Source organism: Paenibacillus sp. FSL E2-0151 (genome assembly GCF_037993015.1).
Lineage (GTDB): Bacteria > Bacillota > Bacilli > Paenibacillales > Paenibacillaceae > Paenibacillus > Paenibacillus amylolyticus.
Window position 1 is genome coordinate 6,293,113 of sequence record NZ_CP150308.1, and the last position, 18,111, is coordinate 6,311,223.

General features: G+C 47.9%; 15 protein-coding genes. 2 read left to right on the top strand and 13 right to left on the bottom strand.

Annotated features, from left to right (window positions below; genetic code table 11):
- Positions 1–54: 54 nt before the first annotated feature.
- The 4 genes from MHI55_RS28025 to ftsE form a co-directional block, all read right to left on the bottom strand.
- Entirely contained in the window at positions 55–1,527 is a 1,473-nt protein-coding gene (locus MHI55_RS28025) for a S41 family peptidase (protein WP_237177463.1), read from the bottom strand.
- A gap of 135 nt (positions 1,528–1,662) precedes the next feature.
- Positions 1,663–2,943, bottom strand: coding sequence for a M23 family metallopeptidase (locus MHI55_RS28030; RefSeq protein WP_036612408.1), 1,281 nt, complete (start codon positions 2,941–2,943; stop codon positions 1,663–1,665).
- A 187-nt stretch (positions 2,944–3,130) separates the two neighbouring features.
- Positions 3,131–4,048, bottom strand: a complete 918-nt coding sequence (ftsX, locus tag MHI55_RS28035) for a permease-like cell division protein FtsX (protein WP_047840643.1) — start codon at positions 4,046–4,048, stop codon at positions 3,131–3,133.
- Positions 4,038–4,724, bottom strand: coding sequence for a cell division ATP-binding protein FtsE (ftsE, locus tag MHI55_RS28040; protein WP_024631580.1), 687 nt, complete (start codon positions 4,722–4,724; stop codon positions 4,038–4,040). The genes ftsX and ftsE overlap by 11 nt, the downstream gene beginning before the upstream one ends.
- Positions 4,725–4,978: 254 nt before the next feature.
- On the opposite strand from ftsE, the gene MHI55_RS28045 reads away from it, so the two are divergent.
- Positions 4,979–6,412 (top strand): VanW family protein, encoded by a 1,434-nt coding sequence (locus tag MHI55_RS28045; RefSeq protein ID WP_340387768.1) that lies wholly within the window; start codon positions 4,979–4,981, stop codon positions 6,410–6,412.
- 213 nt (positions 6,413–6,625) lie between these two features.
- Here the strand turns inward: MHI55_RS28045 and MHI55_RS28050 are convergent, their stop codons facing one another.
- From MHI55_RS28050 to MHI55_RS28065, 4 genes are all read right to left on the bottom strand, one after another.
- Entirely contained in the window at positions 6,626–8,179 is a 1,554-nt protein-coding gene (locus tag MHI55_RS28050; protein WP_100528448.1) for an MDR family MFS transporter, read from the bottom strand.
- 72 nt (positions 8,180–8,251) lie between these two features.
- On the bottom strand, positions 8,252–8,935 hold the full coding sequence (locus tag MHI55_RS28055) for a hypothetical protein (protein WP_340387770.1): 684 nt from the start codon (positions 8,933–8,935) through the stop codon (positions 8,252–8,254).
- 34 nt (positions 8,936–8,969) lie between these two features.
- Positions 8,970–9,698 (bottom strand): polymer-forming cytoskeletal protein, encoded by a 729-nt coding sequence (locus tag MHI55_RS28060; RefSeq protein WP_340028268.1) that lies wholly within the window; start codon positions 9,696–9,698, stop codon positions 8,970–8,972.
- Between the two features lie 14 nt (positions 9,699–9,712).
- Positions 9,713–10,336, bottom strand: coding sequence for a YhbD family protein (locus MHI55_RS28065; protein WP_340387772.1), 624 nt, complete (start codon positions 10,334–10,336; stop codon positions 9,713–9,715).
- Between the two features lie 274 nt (positions 10,337–10,610).
- On the opposite strand from MHI55_RS28065, the gene MHI55_RS28070 reads away from it, so the two are divergent.
- Positions 10,611–11,399: an alpha/beta hydrolase family protein gene (locus MHI55_RS28070; protein WP_340387774.1), complete on the top strand. Its 789-nt coding sequence runs from the start codon at positions 10,611–10,613 to the stop codon at positions 11,397–11,399.
- A 205-nt stretch (positions 11,400–11,604) separates the two neighbouring features.
- On the opposite strand, the gene argH is transcribed toward MHI55_RS28070, so the two are convergent.
- The 5 genes from argH to argB form a co-directional block, all read right to left on the bottom strand.
- Positions 11,605–13,008 (bottom strand): argininosuccinate lyase, encoded by a 1,404-nt coding sequence (gene argH / locus MHI55_RS28075; protein ID WP_036612430.1) that lies wholly within the window; start codon positions 13,006–13,008, stop codon positions 11,605–11,607.
- A 107-nt stretch (positions 13,009–13,115) separates the two neighbouring features.
- Positions 13,116–14,351, bottom strand: a complete 1,236-nt coding sequence (locus MHI55_RS28080) for an argininosuccinate synthase (protein WP_017692004.1) — start codon at positions 14,349–14,351, stop codon at positions 13,116–13,118.
- 93 nt (positions 14,352–14,444) lie between these two features.
- Positions 14,445–15,410, bottom strand: a complete 966-nt coding sequence (gene argF, locus MHI55_RS28085; protein ID WP_047840650.1) for an ornithine carbamoyltransferase — start codon at positions 15,408–15,410, stop codon at positions 14,445–14,447.
- 199 nt (positions 15,411–15,609) lie between these two features.
- On the bottom strand, positions 15,610–16,863 hold the full coding sequence (locus MHI55_RS28090; RefSeq protein ID WP_340387776.1) for an aspartate aminotransferase family protein: 1,254 nt from the start codon (positions 16,861–16,863) through the stop codon (positions 15,610–15,612).
- Between the two features lie 371 nt (positions 16,864–17,234).
- Positions 17,235–18,074, bottom strand: a complete 840-nt coding sequence (gene argB, locus MHI55_RS28095; protein WP_127551507.1) for an acetylglutamate kinase — start codon at positions 18,072–18,074, stop codon at positions 17,235–17,237.
- Between the last annotated feature and the right edge of the window lie 37 nt (positions 18,075–18,111).

Below are 18,111 nucleotides of genomic sequence, written 5' to 3' on the forward strand. Positions count from 1 at the left end.
CACCCCTCTCTTTCAGCCGGTTCAGAAAAAAAGAAGGCTGAAAATCAGCCTTCTTTATGGCTTCGACACAGCGGACGAAATATCCTTCGAGACATTTTCGATCGCGCGTTTCAGCTGTGCATCATATTGAGGATTGGCAATACGTTCAATCAGAGCCGCTTCCAGTGATTCAGCGGTTTTCTCGTCAATCTGGCCTGTAGCCTGAATGCCTTTTTGCTTCTGGAATGCCTTGACCGCTTCTTCCGTCTTCTGGTCGTAGTATCCATCCACACGATCCGGTTTGAAATCGAGTCCTCTCAGCATCGTCTGCGCACTTTTCACATCCGAGCTATTGCTGTCATATTTCAGTGGTAACTTCTCTTTGTTAATCGGTGCCACCGAGAAATAATCCGGCTGGTCTACCGCAATATCCGGTTTGATTCCTTTTTCATGAATCCAGTCTCCGTTCGGAGTGAGCCACTTGGCAATGGTGATCTTCAGCAAGCTGCCATCACCCATCTGCTTGTCATAACTCGTCTGGACGGTTCCTTTACCAAAGGAGTTTTCACCAATCAACTTAGCACCTGCTGACTGTTGTAATGCACCGGCCAAAATCTCCGACGCACTCGCACTGCCTTTGTTCATCAGGACTGTGACTGGGTAAGCTTTGGCTGATCCATTGGACTTGCTTTGTTCCTTTTTGCCGTTCTTGTCTTCAACTTGCACAATAACCTTGCCTTTAGGAACAAACTGTTCAGCAATATCAATAACAACTTGCAATACACCGCCTGGGTCATTCCGTACGTCGATGACCAGACCTTTCATGTTCTGCTTCTCAAGCTTCGCCAACTCTTCCTTAAAGCGATCGCCTGTATTCAAAGAGAATTGAGTAATGGCAATAACACCAATTCCGCCATCCTCCATGTGAGCATATACGGTCTCCAGATCAATGTCATCGCGTACAATGACAAATTCAATCAGCTCGGAAGATCCGGCACGTTTGACCTGTACCTTCGCTTCACTGCCCTTGGGACCTCTGATTTTGTTAACAGCCTTGTTCAGTTCCAAACCTTGCAGGGATTCGCCGTTGACCGACATAATCATGTCTTTTGCACGAATACCCGCTTTCTCGGCAGGAGATCCTTTGATTGGGGAAACAACAACCACGTTTCCATCCTGAGAGGATACCTCTGCGCCAATACCGGTAAATGAACCTTCGATCGACTCTTCAAACTGAGCAGCCGTTTCCTGCCCCATATAGTTGGAGTACGGATCACCAAGCGATTCCATCATGCCGTTGATCGCACCGTCAATCAATTTGGTCTGATCCACGTCTTTATAATAGTTGCTGGAGATCAAATCCATCGCAGTTTCAATCTTTTTCAAATCGTTCTTCTGCTGTGTATTGCCGGTTACACTAGCCAGCAAACCTTCGCCCGCTGTGGTTTGGTTTGCTATTCCCGGATAAGTCATTAATACCAGGGTTAGCAAACTACCACCCAGGAGACCCACAATGACAAGCAGTAGCGCCGATCTTTTCTTCATCATCCGTTTGTCACCGCCTTTAGTTTTGAAGCGTGTCCGATTCCATTGTTGCCAGAATCCATTCCCTGAACATGCCAGCTTATTATATGTCTAGCTTGTACGGAATATGTTTTTTCCATTCGAACGATGGAGCAATAATTACAAATAGTTCATCGGATTTACAGCGGTACCGTTGTCTCTCACTTCAAAGTGCAAGTGAGGTCCAGTAGAGTTCCCTGTATTTCCTGACTCCGCAATGGTATCCCCTTTGCTTACTGTGTCTCCCTTGCTGACTTTGAATCCACCTTCGCGCAAGTGACCATATAACGTCCATAGTCCACCGCCGTGGTCCACAATAACCGTATAACCATAACCGCTATACCATTCAGCCATGATCACGATTCCGCCAGAAGCAGCATGAACCGAAGTTCCCTGAGGAACAGCAAAATCGACACCGGCATGCATTTTACCCACTACACCCGTAATCGGATGGGTACGGGGGCCGAATCCAGAAGAAATACGTCCTCCAGATACTGGTCTTGAGAAGATACCATTACCGGATGAATACGTGACCTCACTGCTACTATCCGAACTCACTCTAGTAGGCGCCTTGGCTGCAGCTTTCGCCCGAGCCGCTGCTGCGGCTTTTGCTTTGGCTGCGGCAGCCGCCTGCTGTTCACGCAATTTATTTTTCTCTTGAAGAAGTGCCGAACGTTTGCTGGCAATCTGCATTAATACATCTTCCTGCTCTTGTGTCAGCTCTTCTGACTCTTCAATTTTAGCATCATATGAAGCGAGAAGCACTTGCTTTTCCGCTTCTTTTTCATTCAATTGGGACTTACGCTGTTTCTTCTGTGCATACAGACTCTTGGCTTCCGCATATTGCACATCCAATTCTGCCTTTTTGTCCACGACAAGTTGCTTGTCCGCTTTGTGCTCATCCAGCAGATGCTGATCCTGATCCACAATCGTTTTGAGTGAATCCGCACGGGTCAGGAAGTCAGTGAAGCTAGTAGAGGACAACAATACATCCAGATAGGATACAGCACCGTCCGTATACATCAGGCGCACGCGTGACTCCAACAATTTTTCCCTTGCAACAATGCGTTCTTCTGCCGCTTGCAGATCTTTTTTCGTTGTACGAAGATCTTCCTCCGTGTTCTCGATCTGCAAGGATACACTCGCCAGTTCATCACTAACGACATTGATCTGTTCCATGACAACCTTCAGATAAGCGTTGGTTTTGTTCTTGTAATGCTGTGCTTCCTTTTTGTTGGAAGCCGCTTTTTTTTGCTCCTGCTTGGCAGAAGCCGCCTTGCTCTCCAGTTGCTGAATCTGTTGGTCAATATCGCTGATGCTACTCTTGGCATATCCGTCAGAAGGTTGAAGCGTCAAACTGGCCAATAACGTAAAGGCCAGCAGCGAAGCGGTTTTTTTCAAAATGATGATCCCCCATCCTATGATTTCACAAGAAAGCAACCTGCACAGGTGGTGAACAGCATGTTCTTTGCTTTCTTCAATCTTAAAAGACTCCGTCTTTCCTACATATCGTCAAACAGCGTCCATTAATGAACCTGCTTTACCATTCTTTTCGACATATTCTGCAATTCGATCGTTGAAAACAAAATTAAACGTTGAGTGATTTCCGAATGGACAGTGTACTTCCCAAAATACCTACCAGCACACCAAGTCCGATCAACAGTGTTCCAAACAGCCCCCAGATTTCGCCGAGCGGAATCAAGTTAAGCATCTGCATGAAGACATCCTGACCAATCGTCTTCATCAACTGGCTGTACCCAACAAACAACACACCAACCGTAATGACCGAGCCAATAAATCCAATGAGTGCACCTTCAATAAAGAAAGGCCAGCGAATAAAGGTATTGGTTGCACCAACCAGCTTCATAATTCCGATCTCCCGGCGACGTGCCAGAATCGTTACGCGAATCGTATTCGAGATCAGGAACATGGACATGAGACCCAGTCCCCCGACAAAAATAAATCCGATGTTACGAACAAGCTTCGTAAATTTGAACAACACTTCCACCGTTTCCTTGCCGTAGTTCACTTTCATGATCGGCTTCTCCGGGTGTTTTTCGTTCAAAGCTTCGATTTTTTGCGCCACAAAAGTGACGGTTTCCGGTTCAATGACCTCAACTTCAATGGTCTCCGGCAGTGGGTTGTTGTCCACATCGAAACCGCTAAGCACGTTATCTGCACTCTCTCCAAGACGCTCACGGAACTCCTTGAGTCCTTCTTCCTTGGAAACAAAACGAATCTCACTTACTTCAGGCATCGCGCTGATTTCTTTCTCCAGTGTGTTACGCAGGTTCTCGTCCACATTCAGTTCGAGGAACGTGCTGATCTCCACTTGGCTATCAACCTGATTCGCCATGGAGTTCACATTGAGCACCAGCAACATAAACACACCAAGAATCAATAGCGACACAATGATGGACATGATGGAGGCCACGGACATCCAGCCGTTGCGGAATACGTTTTTGAATCCCTCCCGCAGATGGCGCAAGAGAGTACTAAAATTCATAACCGTATTCCCCTCTCATCTGATCCCGTACAATCTGTCCACGTTCAATCGCGATTACCCGTTTACGCATCGTATTCACGATATCTTTGTTGTGGGTCGCCATAACAATGGTTGTTCCCCGGAAATTAATCTCATCCAGCAGTTGCATAATGCCCCACGACGTCTCCGGATCGAGGTTACCTGTAGGCTCATCCGCGATAATAACCGATGGGTTATTGACGATAGCCCGTGCAATAGCAATACGCTGCTGTTCTCCACCCGAGAGCTGTGAAGGTTCACGATTCGCCTTACTGCGCAGTCCCACCAAATCGAGCACTTCCATCACCCGTTTTTTGATATGACGCTTCGGGGCTTCAATAACTTCCATCGCAAATGCCACATTCTCAAATGCTGTCATCCGTGGCAGCAGACGAAAATCCTGGAACACAACGCCGATGTTACGACGCACATAAGGAATCTTTCTTGGCTTCAACTTACCAATATTAAATCCGTTAATGGATATTTGTCCTTTGGTCGGAACTTCTTCTCTGTACATCAATTTCATAAATGTCGATTTACCTGCTCCGGACGGACCGACGATATAAACAAATTCATTGCGGTCGATCTTCACCGACACCCCTTGTAATGCGTGGGTCCCATTGGCGTAGGTCTTCCACACGTCCTGCATTTCTATCACATCATCACTTCCTGCTCGCATAGTTAGCCATTATCATTTCGACACAATCCCGGCATTTCCTTTAAAAAGACCTGAATTTCATCAGGGAAAAATCCACTTCGTTCCTGTTTCAATGGTGAAGCATGGATGCATATGAAGTTTATTGTAACAAATTTGTTACCTATTGAGTACCCGAAAGTTTTCCTGCATTGGATCATATATATAGAAAGTGTTACAAAGTCGGGAACAACCGAAGTATAAAGGAGCGTACGGTTATGAAAAAAATACATTTGACGGTCATTGTTCTATTCTCCATCCTCTTGATCGGCTCCGCGTCCTATGGATTGTTGTATATGTACGTGAATCAGCCTGCCCTGCCCAAAAACGTTCATGTTGGCGAGATGCTGGTGGAGGGGAAGAATCGTAAGAACGTATTGCATGAATTGGATGAACAGATCCAAAAGCTGGAGGACTGGCCTGTCACCTTTGAAGTGACTGAACCCAACCCCCAGACGATGTCGTATACCGCAGCTCAGGTGGGGGTGAGTTACAACGTTAACAGCTTGGAGTCCGCAATACAGCAGCTGGAGGAAGGTAACCTGTGGGAACGCGCTTATGCACGTTATCATTTTCCGAAAGAGTTCTCTCTCGATATGACCTATAACTCAAGACCACTCCAAGAACATCTCAGCCCTGCCTGGGAAAAAGAAACCTTTGGTACACCTGCGGACGCTGTTCGCCGCATTACCACAAGTGACAAAGTCCAGTATATCCCGGAAAAGGGCGTCCGCCGCATTGATTGGGATACACTCACAAGTCTCATTCAGACCAAGTTGCACCGAGATTTCAGTGTACTGAACCCGGATGAAAAACCCGCCCCATTGCTGATCCAGGTACCACTGTATACGCTGAAACCTGAAGTAACCCTTGATTCGCTGCGCCAGGAAGGCATTGACCGAAAGATCATCCAGTTCTCCACGGGTCTGGGCAATAGTAGTGAAGGCCGGATACATAATGTCAGCGCAGCGGCGGAAGCGATTAACGGCATGATTTTGCCACCAGATGCCACATTTGATTATGAGAAGGTCGTCCGTCAAGCTGAAAAGGAGTATGGGTTTCGTGAGGCCCCGGTCATTGTTAATGGCAGACTAACCCCTGGAATTGGCGGAGGAATCTGTCAGGTATCCAGTACGGTGTATAACGCAGCGCTATTGACGGGTCTTGATATTATTGAGCGTCGCAACCATTCCCTGCCGGTCAAATATTTGCCGAAAGGACTGGATGCCACCTTTGCCTCGGGAGCCATCAATTTTCGCTTCAAGAACAATACAGGCAAGTCCTTACTCATTCATGCAGAGGTGAAGAACCATCAATTGATGGTGAAATTTTTCGGCACATTCCCGGAGAATGTCAGCTATGCACTTGAATCTCGTACCATTGAAACATTAAGTGTTCCGGTAAAGTATGTGTCCAGTACAGTACTGCCTGATGGTGCTCAGCAGGTGCTGCAAGACGGACAGCCTGGATATATTGTTGAGACGGTAAGAACCAAGAGGCTGGACGGCAAAGTGGTCGAATCCAAAACGATTACACGGGACACGTACAAAGCTCAGAATCGTCTAATTGCCCGCTCAGGTCATAGCAGCTTGCCAGATCCACAAGAACCTTCTGTTGTCGAGGATGGTATTAGTGATACGAAACAGCCTTAGGCTCCTTTTCTGAAGCAGCCAAAAGAGTTCAATCTGTAATTCATGCATTCTAGGATAAACTGATCCTACGAAAACAAAAAGACACACTTCCCGTCCCTTTTAAGGATACGCGAGAAGTGTGTCTTTTTATGGTTTAAGATATGTTATTCGAGTTTTACCAAGCTACGATCAGCTGTACTACCTTAACTTATAGTTAGTTTACTGCATTACGGTTTAGTGACCGCCGGTGTATTCGCCTTGCTCTTCGCCTACAACCATCTTCTCTCTTCCCATGAAGAAGGAAGCGACCAACGCGAGTGCAGCCGGAATCACAGCCCAGGCAAATAACTGCACGATGGAAGAAGACAAGGCATGTGTGATGGTATCCAGCACCTGAGGCGGAATCGCCTGTCTGAGTTCTGGTGAGAGTAACGCATGCGGATCGGTCAGGTCCACTCCCTGCGGCACGCCACCCGCTGAAGCACCACCTGCTTCCGCAGCTGAACCAGCGAGAGCATCGTTCATTTTACGCGTAAATACCTGGCTCTGTACGATACCAAAGATCGTAATGCCCATCGTCATACCGAGGGACCGCAAAAAGTTAAGTGTGGAGCTTGCTGCTCCGCGCCTTTGCGGTTCAAATGCGTTCATGGCTGCATTGCTAAGTACAGAGAACGACGCACCGACACCCAGACCAACCATCACCATGTAGATACGTATCGTCCAAAGGGAAGAATTCTCATCCAGTGTGGTCAGCAATCCAAGTCCAATGACAAGTAAAGCTAACGTAGGGATCATGATATTGCGATACTTGATTTTGGTCATCAACACCCCGCCCAAGGACGCCGTCACAACCGACCCAAGCATCATGGGCAGCAGCACAAGACCGGAGTTGGTCGCTTTACCACCAAGTACCCCCTGTATAAAGATCGGAATGTACACGGATGCTGTAATGAACGCCGCACCACTGAACATACCAATAACGTTACTGGACCAGTAGACCCGGTTGCGGAACATGCTGAAGGAGATGATTGGTTCTTTGGCTTTGGTTTCTGCAAAAAGGAAGAGCAGCGCTAATGCTACAAATCCGGCAAACAAGCCAAGAATCTGCCAGGAACCCCAGGCAAATGTTTTGCCGCCCAGTTCCAGACCAAAGATCAGGCACACAACAGCACCGATCAGCGTTACAGCACCCAGCCAGTCGATCTGTTGGGATTGATGCTGATGGGATTCTTTATAGAAGAACGCAATAAACACAAATGCAATCAAGCCTAGCGGCAGGTTGATATAGAATACCCATTCCCATGTCGCATACTGGGTAATGTAAGCACCGAGCAGAGGTCCGAATACGCTGGAGAGGCCAAAGACGGCTCCAAACAATCCACCCAATTTACCACGAGATTCTGGTGCAACGACATCAAACATGATCGTAAAAGCAATCGGCACCAGGGCCCCCGCTCCAATACCTTGAATCGCTCTGTACATCGTCAATTCCACAATAGACGTTGCCGTTCCGCACAGCGCTGAGCCAAGCATAAACACAATAATACCAAATACAAAAAACTTCTTCCGTCCATACATATCGGATAGCTTACCAAAGATCGGCATCCCTGCCATCTCAGCCACCATGTACGCGGAGGTAACCCAGACGAACTTGTCGAGCCCACCCAGCTTCCCGACAATATCCCCCATAGCTGTTGCCACGATGGTATTATCCATCGAAGCCATTAATATGCTGAGCAGTAACCCTGCCAGCACCAATCCAATACTGTTTTTACGTGCAACCATTGTACTCAATCTCTCCATTCACGCTCTATTCATATGACTGCATTAGTATATCCGAAAAGAAGTCTGCGTTAATCAGTCCAAGGACCGATTGCTTTGCAGCAAAACTTCCGATTGCGGATGAATTTGCAGAGATGAACGGTATTCCACTGTACCAATCCGGCAGCCAGGACCGATTTTTATTTTATCGCCACGGACAATCTCGGCCTCCGTATTCTCTAATTCAATGTCATCACCTTCGATAATCTGTGCCTTGAGAATTGATTTATTCCCCGTAAACAAGTCATTCAACCGGCCACTCTTCACCGAGATGATGGAACCACCCATTTCCTTGACCTCGGATGGACCCATGATTTTGAGCGTCATTTGTTCAGCGCTGAGCATCCCCGCTATCGTCAAACGCCCGTTCAGCTTGATATTTTCCGCCTGACAATCCCCTGACAGATGAAGTTCACCGACCACTTTTATATGCTCAGCTTTGGCATGCAGGCCAGATGCCTGGATTCCATCCTCACCATCGTTGCTGGTCTCTCGCTCTGTTAGAGTCAGGGTTCCGGTAATTTTAATCTCTGTGGATTCAAGCGATCCGTATATGACCGATGTACCCGTACATTTGAATCGATCACAAGATAGATTGTCGTTAAAGGACGCGTCCCCTACGACCTTGATCTTGCCGTACACGCCACCAGAAGAACTGCCATCACCAACGATGCTGATATCCATTTTTTTGTCCAATGAACGCCCAGGATTGTTATTCATGTCGATCCCATCCCTTTCTCTCCATATCCAAACTTTAAATTCGCTGACTGCTGCCCACCTTGGCATCCTGATCTACCTCAAGTTCACCTGAATACTCAACCAGTCTGATGTTACAGCCGCGACCGATAAAAATGTTACTCCCCCGAACAATGTCAGCTTCGGTATCTTCCAGCACAATCTCATCACCCTCAATTAAGGAAGTCTTAAATGAAGGCGTCCCGCCCAGACCAATACTTTTCCAAAAGCCATTCTGTTGTTCCTTGCGACGAATATCGATACGCTCTCCGCCAATCTCTTTGGCCGAAGAAGATGTGTGAAGCCTGATCTCCACTGTTCCCGCATTCAGTAAACCGCTAATCTTAATATTGCCCCGTACATTCAGGGACTCACATTGGACATCCCCTTCAATATCGATCACACCGCCAATATCAATTCGTTCCCCATCTACTCTTCCACGTACGGTACACTTTCCGTTCACTTCAAGTTCAGGGCTATGGAGATCTCCGTTAATCGTCGTCATGCCATCCACCCGAACACGAGAACTGGTCAGAGGTCCATTCAACGTGCACATGCCGTTAATTGCTGCACTCTCGGAGGTCAAAGCGCCGTGCATCTTCAATGTTCCATTCACTTCCATAGAGGTGCAGTCCAGGTTGCCGTTCACCTTAGCCATGCCATCAATAGATACACGGTGAAAATTCCCACCTGCCGTTTGACTTATGCCCGCCACATTCAGATCATTCCGCTTATTCCGCTCTTCCATAGATGATCCTCTCCTTAACCCAATTTGAGTTTTAATTCTTCCATAAATGTTCCCATCGGCTGCCTAAGAACCACTTTCACACCATTGTCAAAATAAAACTCCGTTCCTGCTGTTACCAGCATGAATGAAGGAACACCCATCTTACGAATAAGCACGAGTTCGCTGGGTTTGCCTGTAAAACGATAATAATGTTCGGACATCACTTCGATCAGCAACGCACCCTCTTGCCGAGTAATATCTCCGCTCATTAACAGCTTATCAAGGACGTAGAGCATCATAATCTGCTCCAAAGCATACAGCGATTGTTCTCGACCTGCTTCTTTTAACAGATCCAGCGATATTTGTGAAACAATGTTTCGATCTAACAATTGCTCTGCAGACATCTCCACTTCACCCAACGTAGGTGAGAACACGTCTGCCAGCTCATCCAGCGATAATCCGTCTTTCATATTGAGAATCTTGTCAATGCGCAGTAAAATCTGTTGTTTGGGAAAAAAGGTCTCTTGTCCAGTGTAGGACGACTTCCGAATGAACCATTCTTCCGGAATGAGATTTTTCCGCTTCCAGCGGTATAACTGGCCGTATGAGATTCCTGTCAGGTCCAACAATTCTTTCTTGGAGATCAAATCATCTGTCATATATGGTCCCCCTTTTTATTGAAATGAGTGTAACATAACATTGTTACGTTGTAAACCACATTGAAAAATCGATGATCAGATTACAGATTTCCACTTTAACCACTGGTGTGAAATTCTTTGTTTTCTACTGTAGATCTTGTTATTGCAATGGAAGCGTAATGCGTATAACCTGTTACATATAAACACTTTGGAGGCCTAGGCATCCGATTTCCATCCCATCGTCTCATGTCAGAACACGTGGTTAACGAACTTATGAAAGGGGTTTCTTATACTCATGGCACTTATTAAATGTGATTTTTACTCGGATACGCTCGGGCTTAGCACCAGCATGCATGTCATTCTGCCGCAACAAACCCACAATCAGATCGGTATGGAGAATGTGACTGGCAAAGGATTGCACCCAACCCTGTACCTGCTGCACGGTCTGTCTGATGATGATTCCATCTGGCTGCGCCGGACTTCCATCGAACGTTATGTGGCCAACCTCGGGATCGCCGTTGTTATGCCACAGGTACACCGCAGCTTCTATACAGATATGGTAGAAGGCGGACGTTATTGGAGCTTTATCAGTGAAGAACTGCCGGCACTTGCTCGTTCTTTCTTCCCGCTGTCAGATCAACGGGAGGACAACTTCGTTGCCGGATTATCTATGGGTGGCTATGGGGCGTTCAAGCTGGCCCTTCGTAAACCAGATCAATATGCGGCTGCTGCCAGTTTGTCTGGAGCACTCGATATGTCTGCACATATGGATAGAAACGCATCCTCAGCATTGCAACAGACGGAGTTACAACGTATTTTCGGACCAGAGGTGGCAGGCACCGAGAATGATCTGATCCATCTGTTAAAAGAAAATCAATCTAGCGAAAATCCTCGACCTTTGCTCTACCAATGCTGCGGAACGGAAGATTTCCTGTATGAGGATAATCAAACCTTCCGTCAAGCCTGTGAACAGACGAACTTCGAACTGACATACGAGGAAGGGCCTGGTGAACATGAGTGGGGCTACTGGGATGCCAAGATTCAGGATGTATTGAAATGGTTGCCTTTACAAAAGCGCGATTAGTGGAGAATTACAATGGAGCTACCGCGAGTAACTAAACTGGTACTCCGATAGTAGAACAACCTACCTTCCGTTCGCGGTTGAGTTCAATATATCTAGAGCACATCGCTGTAAAACACAAAAAGCAGGCCGCTGAGAAAAAAGTTCTCTGGCCTGCTTCTTTGTTGTACTGTTGTATCTGTAAGGGTACCTTATAGTAGCGGTGGTATTAACCGCGGTTCGTAATCCATTGCTCGGTGATCTCCAGTACCTTCTCACTGCGCCCGATGGCTTCAGCGACTTGACCCGAAGCAGTTCCGCCGTAAACATTACGAGCGTTCACTACCGCTTCCGGTTGCAGCACATCATAGATCCGGTCATCAAACAGTGGTGAGAACTGACGGAATTCATCAATCGTCAGATCCAGCAAATACTTGCTGTTCTGGATGCAGTACAACACCGTTTTACCAATCACTTCATGCGCCTGACGGAAAGGCAAGCCTTCGCCCACGAGGAAGTCGGCAATATCCGTAGCGTTGGAGAAATCCTGGTTGACCGCTTGACGCATCCGATCCTTGTTCACTGTCATTGTCGCGATCATTGGAGCAAACAGTTGCAGCGCACCCTCCAGCGTCGCTACTGTGTCAAACATACCTTCTTTGTCTTCCTGCATGTCTTTGTTGTATGCCAGTGGAAGAGATTTCAGTACCGTCAGCAAACCGATCAGGTTGCCGTACACACGTCCTGTTTTACCACGAACAAGTTCAGGAACGTCTGGATTTTTCTTCTGAGGCATGATGCTGCTGCCTGTACAGAACGCATCGTCCAGTTCAACAAATCCAAACTCCGTGCTGCTCCACAGTACCAGCTCTTCACTCAGACGGGACAAGTGGGTCATGATCAGCGAAGCTGCCGCCAGAAACTCAACGATGAAGTCACGGTCGCTTACTGCGTCCAGACTGTTCTCGTAGACGCCATCAAATCCCAGTTGTTCCGCCACAAAATGACGGTCAATCGGGAATGTTGTGCCCGCGAGCGCACCTGCGCCCAGTGGTAGGATGTTAATGCGTTTGTAGCTGTCCATCAGACGCTCCGCATCCCGTTGGAACATGGAGACATACGCCATCAGGTGATGTGCGAACAGAATTGGCTGCGCCCGTTGAAGATGCGTATAACCCGGTACAATTGTATCGAGGTTATCTTTTGCTTGTCCAATCAGTGCTTCCTGCAAGGAATGCAGCATGCCTACAAATCCAACCACGCGTTCGCGCAGGTATAGGTGCATATCCGTTGCAACCTGGTCATTCCGGCTACGGCCTGTATGTAATTTCCCGCCTACAGGACCGATCGTCTCGATCAGGTTTTTCTCAATATTCATGTGGATGTCTTCGTCCGATACGGAAAATTCCACTTCACCCGCACGGATTTTGTGCAGAACGGTGATCAATCCTTCTTTGATGGTCTCTACATCTTCCGCCGGCAGAATACCGCATTTGCCCAGCATTGTCACATGGGCCAGACTGCCCTGAATATCTTCCTCAGCCAAAGCTTTGTCAAAATTGATCGATGCCGTATATTCCTCAACCAAATGATTGGTTTGTTTTGTAAAACGTCCTCCCCACAGCTTGCTCACGGTGAGTACTCCCCTTTCGCTCATGGACAAAGCCGCTCCTGCCAGATGTGCAAGAACGGCCTGCCTTGTCATTTATATTGATATAGCTCTATAGATGCAGGTTGAAATTAGTTTTTGTTTTGCTCCACGCCGGAGTTTACTTTCAAACGCAGTGCATTCAGGCGGATAAAGCCTGTTGCATCACCTTGATCGTAGGCTTGCGTTGGATCAGCTTCCATCGTTGCGATGTCCGGATTGTAGAGGCTGACAGGACTTTTCACGCCTGCGCCGATGATGTTGCCTTTGTACAGTTTCACACGAACTGTACCTGTAACGTTCTTCTGGCTTTCAGTCACCAGTGCTTGCAGCGCCAGACGTTCCGGTGCGAACCAGAAGCCGTTGTAAACGAGTGTGCTGTAACGTGTGATCAGGCTATCACGCAGGTTCATCACTTCACGGTCCATCGTGATGGACTCCATTTTGCGATGTGCGGTGAACAAGATTGTTCCACCTGGTGTTTCGTATACGCCACGGCTCTTCATACCAACAAAACGGTTCTCAACCATATCTACACGGCCAATACCATGTTTGCCACCCAGCTCGTTCAGTTGCTCCATCACTTGCAGTGGGCTCAAGCGCTCACCGTTCAGTGCAACACAGTCACCTTGTTCGAATTCCAGTTCAACATATTCCGCTTGATCTGGTGCATCTTCAGGTGCACTGCTCAGCAGGAACATGTCTTTGTTCTCGTCCGCGCTTGGATCGAACCAAGGATCTTCGAGCACACCGCTCTCATAGCTGATATGCAGCAAGTTACGGTCTGTGGAGTATGGTTTAGCCGCAGAAGCGGTTACCGGAATACCATGTTTCTCAGCGTACGCGATCATCTCGGCACGTCCCGGGAATTGGTTACGGAATTCTTCCAGACGCCAAGGTGCAATTACGTTAATGTCTGGTGTCAGTGCAGCCGCGTTCAACTCAAACCGAACTTGGTCATTTCCTTTACCTGTAGCGCCGTGAGCGATGGCTGTAGCACCTTCTGCACGAGCGATGTCCACCATACGTTTAGCGATCAGTGGACGAGCAATACTTGTGCCAAGCAGGTATTGTCCTTCATAAAGGGCACCAGCTTGGAACATTGGATAAATGAAATCTTTTGCGAATTCATCGCGTAGATCGTCGATGTATACTTTGGAAGCGCCTGTTGCCAGTGCTTTTTCCTCCAAACCGTCCAATTCATCCTTTTGTCCAATATCCGCTGTGAATGCAATAATCTCAGCATCATACGTTTCTTTCAACCATTTCAAAATTACAGATGTGTCCAACCCGCCTGAATACGCGAGTACAATTTTTTCCTTAGCCATGTTCAATGGTCCTCCCCAAGATCAGTTGCTATAAACTTTTATCTATCATCGCCAAATCTGCGCCTAAAATCAACCCATAAAGGCAAATAGCATCTATTCGCTCATTAATGCAGCCATTAATGCTTTCTGTGCATGCAAGCGATTCTCCGCCTGATCAAAGATCAGGGAGTTCGGTCCGTCAATTACACCGGCACTCACTTCTTCGCCGCGGTGTGCTGGCAGACAATGCAAGAACATGTAGTCCGGCTTCGCGCCTTTCATCAGTTCCTCGTCCACTTGATATGCGGCAAATGCCTGCTCACGAATCTTCTGCTCTTCCTCAAAGCCCATGCTCGCCCATACATCCGTATACACGATATCTGCATCTTTGGCTGCTTCCTGTGCACTGTACGTTACAGTCACTTCAGAACCGCTCTCCTGTGCGATAATGCGTGCCTGCTCCACAACTGCACTATCCGGCTCATAACCTTCTGGCGTTGCTACAGCAACATGCATACCCATCTTCGCTGCTCCGAGCATCAGGGAGTGTGCCATGTTGTTGCCATCTCCGATGTAGGCCATTTTCAGACCTGCGAGCTTACCTTTGTGCTCCAGCACCGTTTGGAAGTCTGCCAGTACCTGACAAGGATGCGCTGCATCGCTCAGGCCGTTAATGACTGGAACATCCGCATGCTCTGCCAGTTCAGTTACATTATGGTGTCCAAAGGTACGGATCATGATGCCGTCCAGGTAGCGGGACAATACTTTGGCTGTATCATGTGTTGTTTCCCCACGACCCAGTTGGATATCATTTTTGCTCAGGAAGAGCGCGTGTCCGCCCAATTGGAACATACCCACTTCAAAGGATACACGCGTACGTGTGGATGATTTTTCAAAAATAAGTCCGATCGTTTTGCCTTTCAACGGTTGAAAAGGTACACCGCTTTTTTGTTTGCCTTTAATCTCAATTGCGAGATCAAGCAGATAACGAATTTCCTCTGCTGTGTAGTCCGTGAATTCGATAAAATCCCGGCCTCTCAGATCAATCTTCTGAATCTTTTCCGTCTGTTGTGCTGTCATGTATAATGTCCTCCTTATTTCCGGTTCCCTGCACCCGCATGGGCAGAAGAGAGAGCAACGTTGACACTTTGTCTTGGTGCTTCTCAAGTTTATTCTTTTCCGCCTTCTGCAAGTTCACCGCGCGGCTACAGGGATTCATCATCTCGTTCTGCTTCGAGGCCGGTAATGGCCCCGAGACAGAAAGGTTCTCATTTTTATGTTAGGCTTTCGCCGCTACGTGCTCTTCGATCAATGTGGCTACCAGCGATACGGCCTCGTCGATCTCTTCATTGCTCACATACAGGTTCGGAAGCAAACGGATCACATTCGGTCCTGCAGAGACAAACAAAATCCCGCGTTTTTGCCCAGCAAGTACAATATCCCCTACCGGCTCAGCACATTCTATGCCGACCAACAATCCCAAGCCACGAACTTCCTTCACAAAGGAATTACCCGCCAAACGATCCCGTAGGGAGCTCATCAGATATTCACCCATCTCCGCTGCACGCTCTGGCAAACGATCTTCCAGCATTGTTTCGATTGTTGCTATCACAACGGAGGAAGCAAGTGGTGTTCCACCAAATGTCGTCGCATGGCTACCTGGCGTGAACGCATCCCGCAGGAAACCTTTACCCAACATCGCGCCTACAGGGAAACCACTGCCGATACCTTTGGCAACGGTGAACACGTCTGGCTCAATGCCATAATGTTCGTGCGCAAACAATTTACCCGTACGTCCCATTCCCGTTTGAACTTCATCAACTATCAACAGTAACCCATGCTCGTCACACAATTTCCGTACATGTTTGACGAATTCCGGTTCGACCGGATATACACCACCCTCGGCTTGAACCATCTCCAGCATAATTGCTGCTGTGTTGGGTCCAATTGCCGCTTCAAGGGCAGGGATATCATGCAAAGGTACAGTTACAAATCCGGCTGGCAATGGTAAAAATCCTTCTTTCACCTTATCCTGTCCGGTTGCTGTCAGCGTTGCGAGTGTCCGTCCATGGAAGGACTGGGCAAATGTGATTACTTCATAGCGATCTGTACCTTTCACCTTTTGGTGATAACGACGTGCAACTTTGATAGCTGCTTCATTCGCTTCGGCACCACTGTTGCAGAAGAACACTGCATCAGCGCACGTATTGGCTGTCAGCAATGCTGCTGCCTTCTCCTGGCCTGGAATCTGGAACAGGTTGGACACATGCCACAACTCATCAATCTGAGCTTTCAGCTTGGCTCCAACTTTCTCCGGTGCATGGCCCAGGCTAGTTACAGCGAGTCCGCACATAAAATCGAGATAGCGGTTCCCCTGATCGTCCCATAACCAGCTGCCTTTACCTTTGACCAGACTGATTGGATAACGTGCATACGTTTGGAAAAGCGAGCTTTCCGTCTGTGCCGCTGCACCTGTTGCTGTTGCGCCCGCTACCGCTGTGCCAGAACCTGGCTGTTCGTTGCCTTTTGCCATGACCATATCACTCCTTATTGGTTGGTACAACGGCAATTATATAAGAGCTCTTATTTACACTAGATCACTCCGATTGCGGAACCATCTTCCGAACGTATGCATACTCCACTTCGATGACAGAACAACCTTCCGATCGCTGTTATCCCTGGATTTTTTTTATTCCCCTTCAATGGGGAAAATCCTGTGATAAAGGCGCACGCTCCGCTTCTTCAGGTTATTTCTGTCCTCTCCGTTATGCATTTTTATTCTTCAGATTGGTTCTGCACCCTACGATATGTGAGTGTAATATTAGATTTCTTATATAAAAAAGCCGTGCACATATTTTTTTATTTAATATAAGACCATTAAGACCCTAGCACACTGAGAGCAAATTATTGCATACGGATGATTCTTGTTCCGATGATTTCTCCGCCGAGCACTCGGCTCAGGATCTGGGGTTCGCTGCCGTCTACGATGACGACCTCACGTACTTGGCCATGGATACATGCGATTGCTGCACGCACTTTGGGAATCATGCCGCCATAGATTTCTCCGGTCTGGATCATGTCCTCAATCTCTTGTACAGATACGGATGGCAGTACTTTTTTCTCGCCGCCTACGTTCTTCATGATGCCAGGGACGTCGGTCACGACAATCATCCGACTTACGCCGAGATGAGACGCCACTGCACCCGCAGCTGTATCTGCGTTGATGTTGTAGCGTTGTCCAGTTGCATCTACGCCAACTGGTGCAATAACCGGCATGTATCCCATGTTCACGATGCCTTGGATAATCTCTGCGTTCACACCAGTGACATCGCCTACCCAACCGATCTCTGCGTGGTTCGATACGGGCTTCGCCTGAATGAGACCCCCGTCCACGCCGGACAAACCTAGTGCACGACCGCCCACACGCTGAATCAGGCGCACGATCTGTTTGTTGATACTGCCCGCAAGCACCATCTCCACTACGTCCAGCACAGGTTCAGTCGTTTTGCGCAGGCCATTAACGAATTCGGTTTCGATACCAAGCTTCGCCAGGTTATCCGAGATCGCAGGACCTCCGCCATGCACGATTACCGGCTGTGTGCCCTGAGACTGCAAATCACGCAGATCCGCAAAGAAAGACTCGGGCAATGCTGCCAGCGTGCTGCCTCCACATTTCATGACAAACATCTGTTTCTCTGTGCTCGCTTCCGTTGCGGTACTCTCGTTTGGCATTGTTGAATTCATGAGGGCAAGCTCCTATCATAGTAAAAATTATATTCAA

Coding starts and splice junctions, on each gene's coding strand:
- MHI55_RS28025 (WP_237177463.1), bottom strand. CDS start 1,527: ATGATGAAGAAAAGATCGGCGCTACTGCTTGTCATTGTGGGTCTCCTG.
- ftsX (WP_047840643.1), bottom strand. CDS start 4,048: ATGAATTTTAGTACTCTCTTGCGCCATCTGCGGGAGGGATTCAAAAAC.
- MHI55_RS28045 (WP_340387768.1), top strand. CDS start 4,979: ATGAAAAAAATACATTTGACGGTCATTGTTCTATTCTCCATCCTCTTG.
- MHI55_RS28050 (WP_100528448.1), bottom strand. CDS start 8,179: ATGGTTGCACGTAAAAACAGTATTGGATTGGTGCTGGCAGGGTTACTG.
- MHI55_RS28055 (WP_340387770.1), bottom strand. CDS start 8,935: ATGAATAACAATCCTGGGCGTTCATTGGACAAAAAAATGGATATCAGC.
- MHI55_RS28060 (WP_340028268.1), bottom strand. CDS start 9,698: ATGGAAGAGCGGAATAAGCGGAATGATCTGAATGTGGCGGGCATAAGT.
- MHI55_RS28065 (WP_340387772.1), bottom strand. CDS start 10,336: ATGACAGATGATTTGATCTCCAAGAAAGAATTGTTGGACCTGACAGGA.
- MHI55_RS28070 (WP_340387774.1), top strand. CDS start 10,611: ATGGCACTTATTAAATGTGATTTTTACTCGGATACGCTCGGGCTTAGC.
- MHI55_RS28080 (WP_017692004.1), bottom strand. CDS start 14,351: ATGGCTAAGGAAAAAATTGTACTCGCGTATTCAGGCGGGTTGGACACA.
- argF (WP_047840650.1), bottom strand. CDS start 15,410: ATGACAGCACAACAGACGGAAAAGATTCAGAAGATTGATCTGAGAGGC.
- MHI55_RS28090 (WP_340387776.1), bottom strand. CDS start 16,863: ATGGCAAAAGGCAACGAACAGCCAGGTTCTGGCACAGCGGTAGCGGGC.
- argB (WP_127551507.1), bottom strand. CDS start 18,074: ATGAATTCAACAATGCCAAACGAGAGTACCGCAACGGAAGCGAGCACA.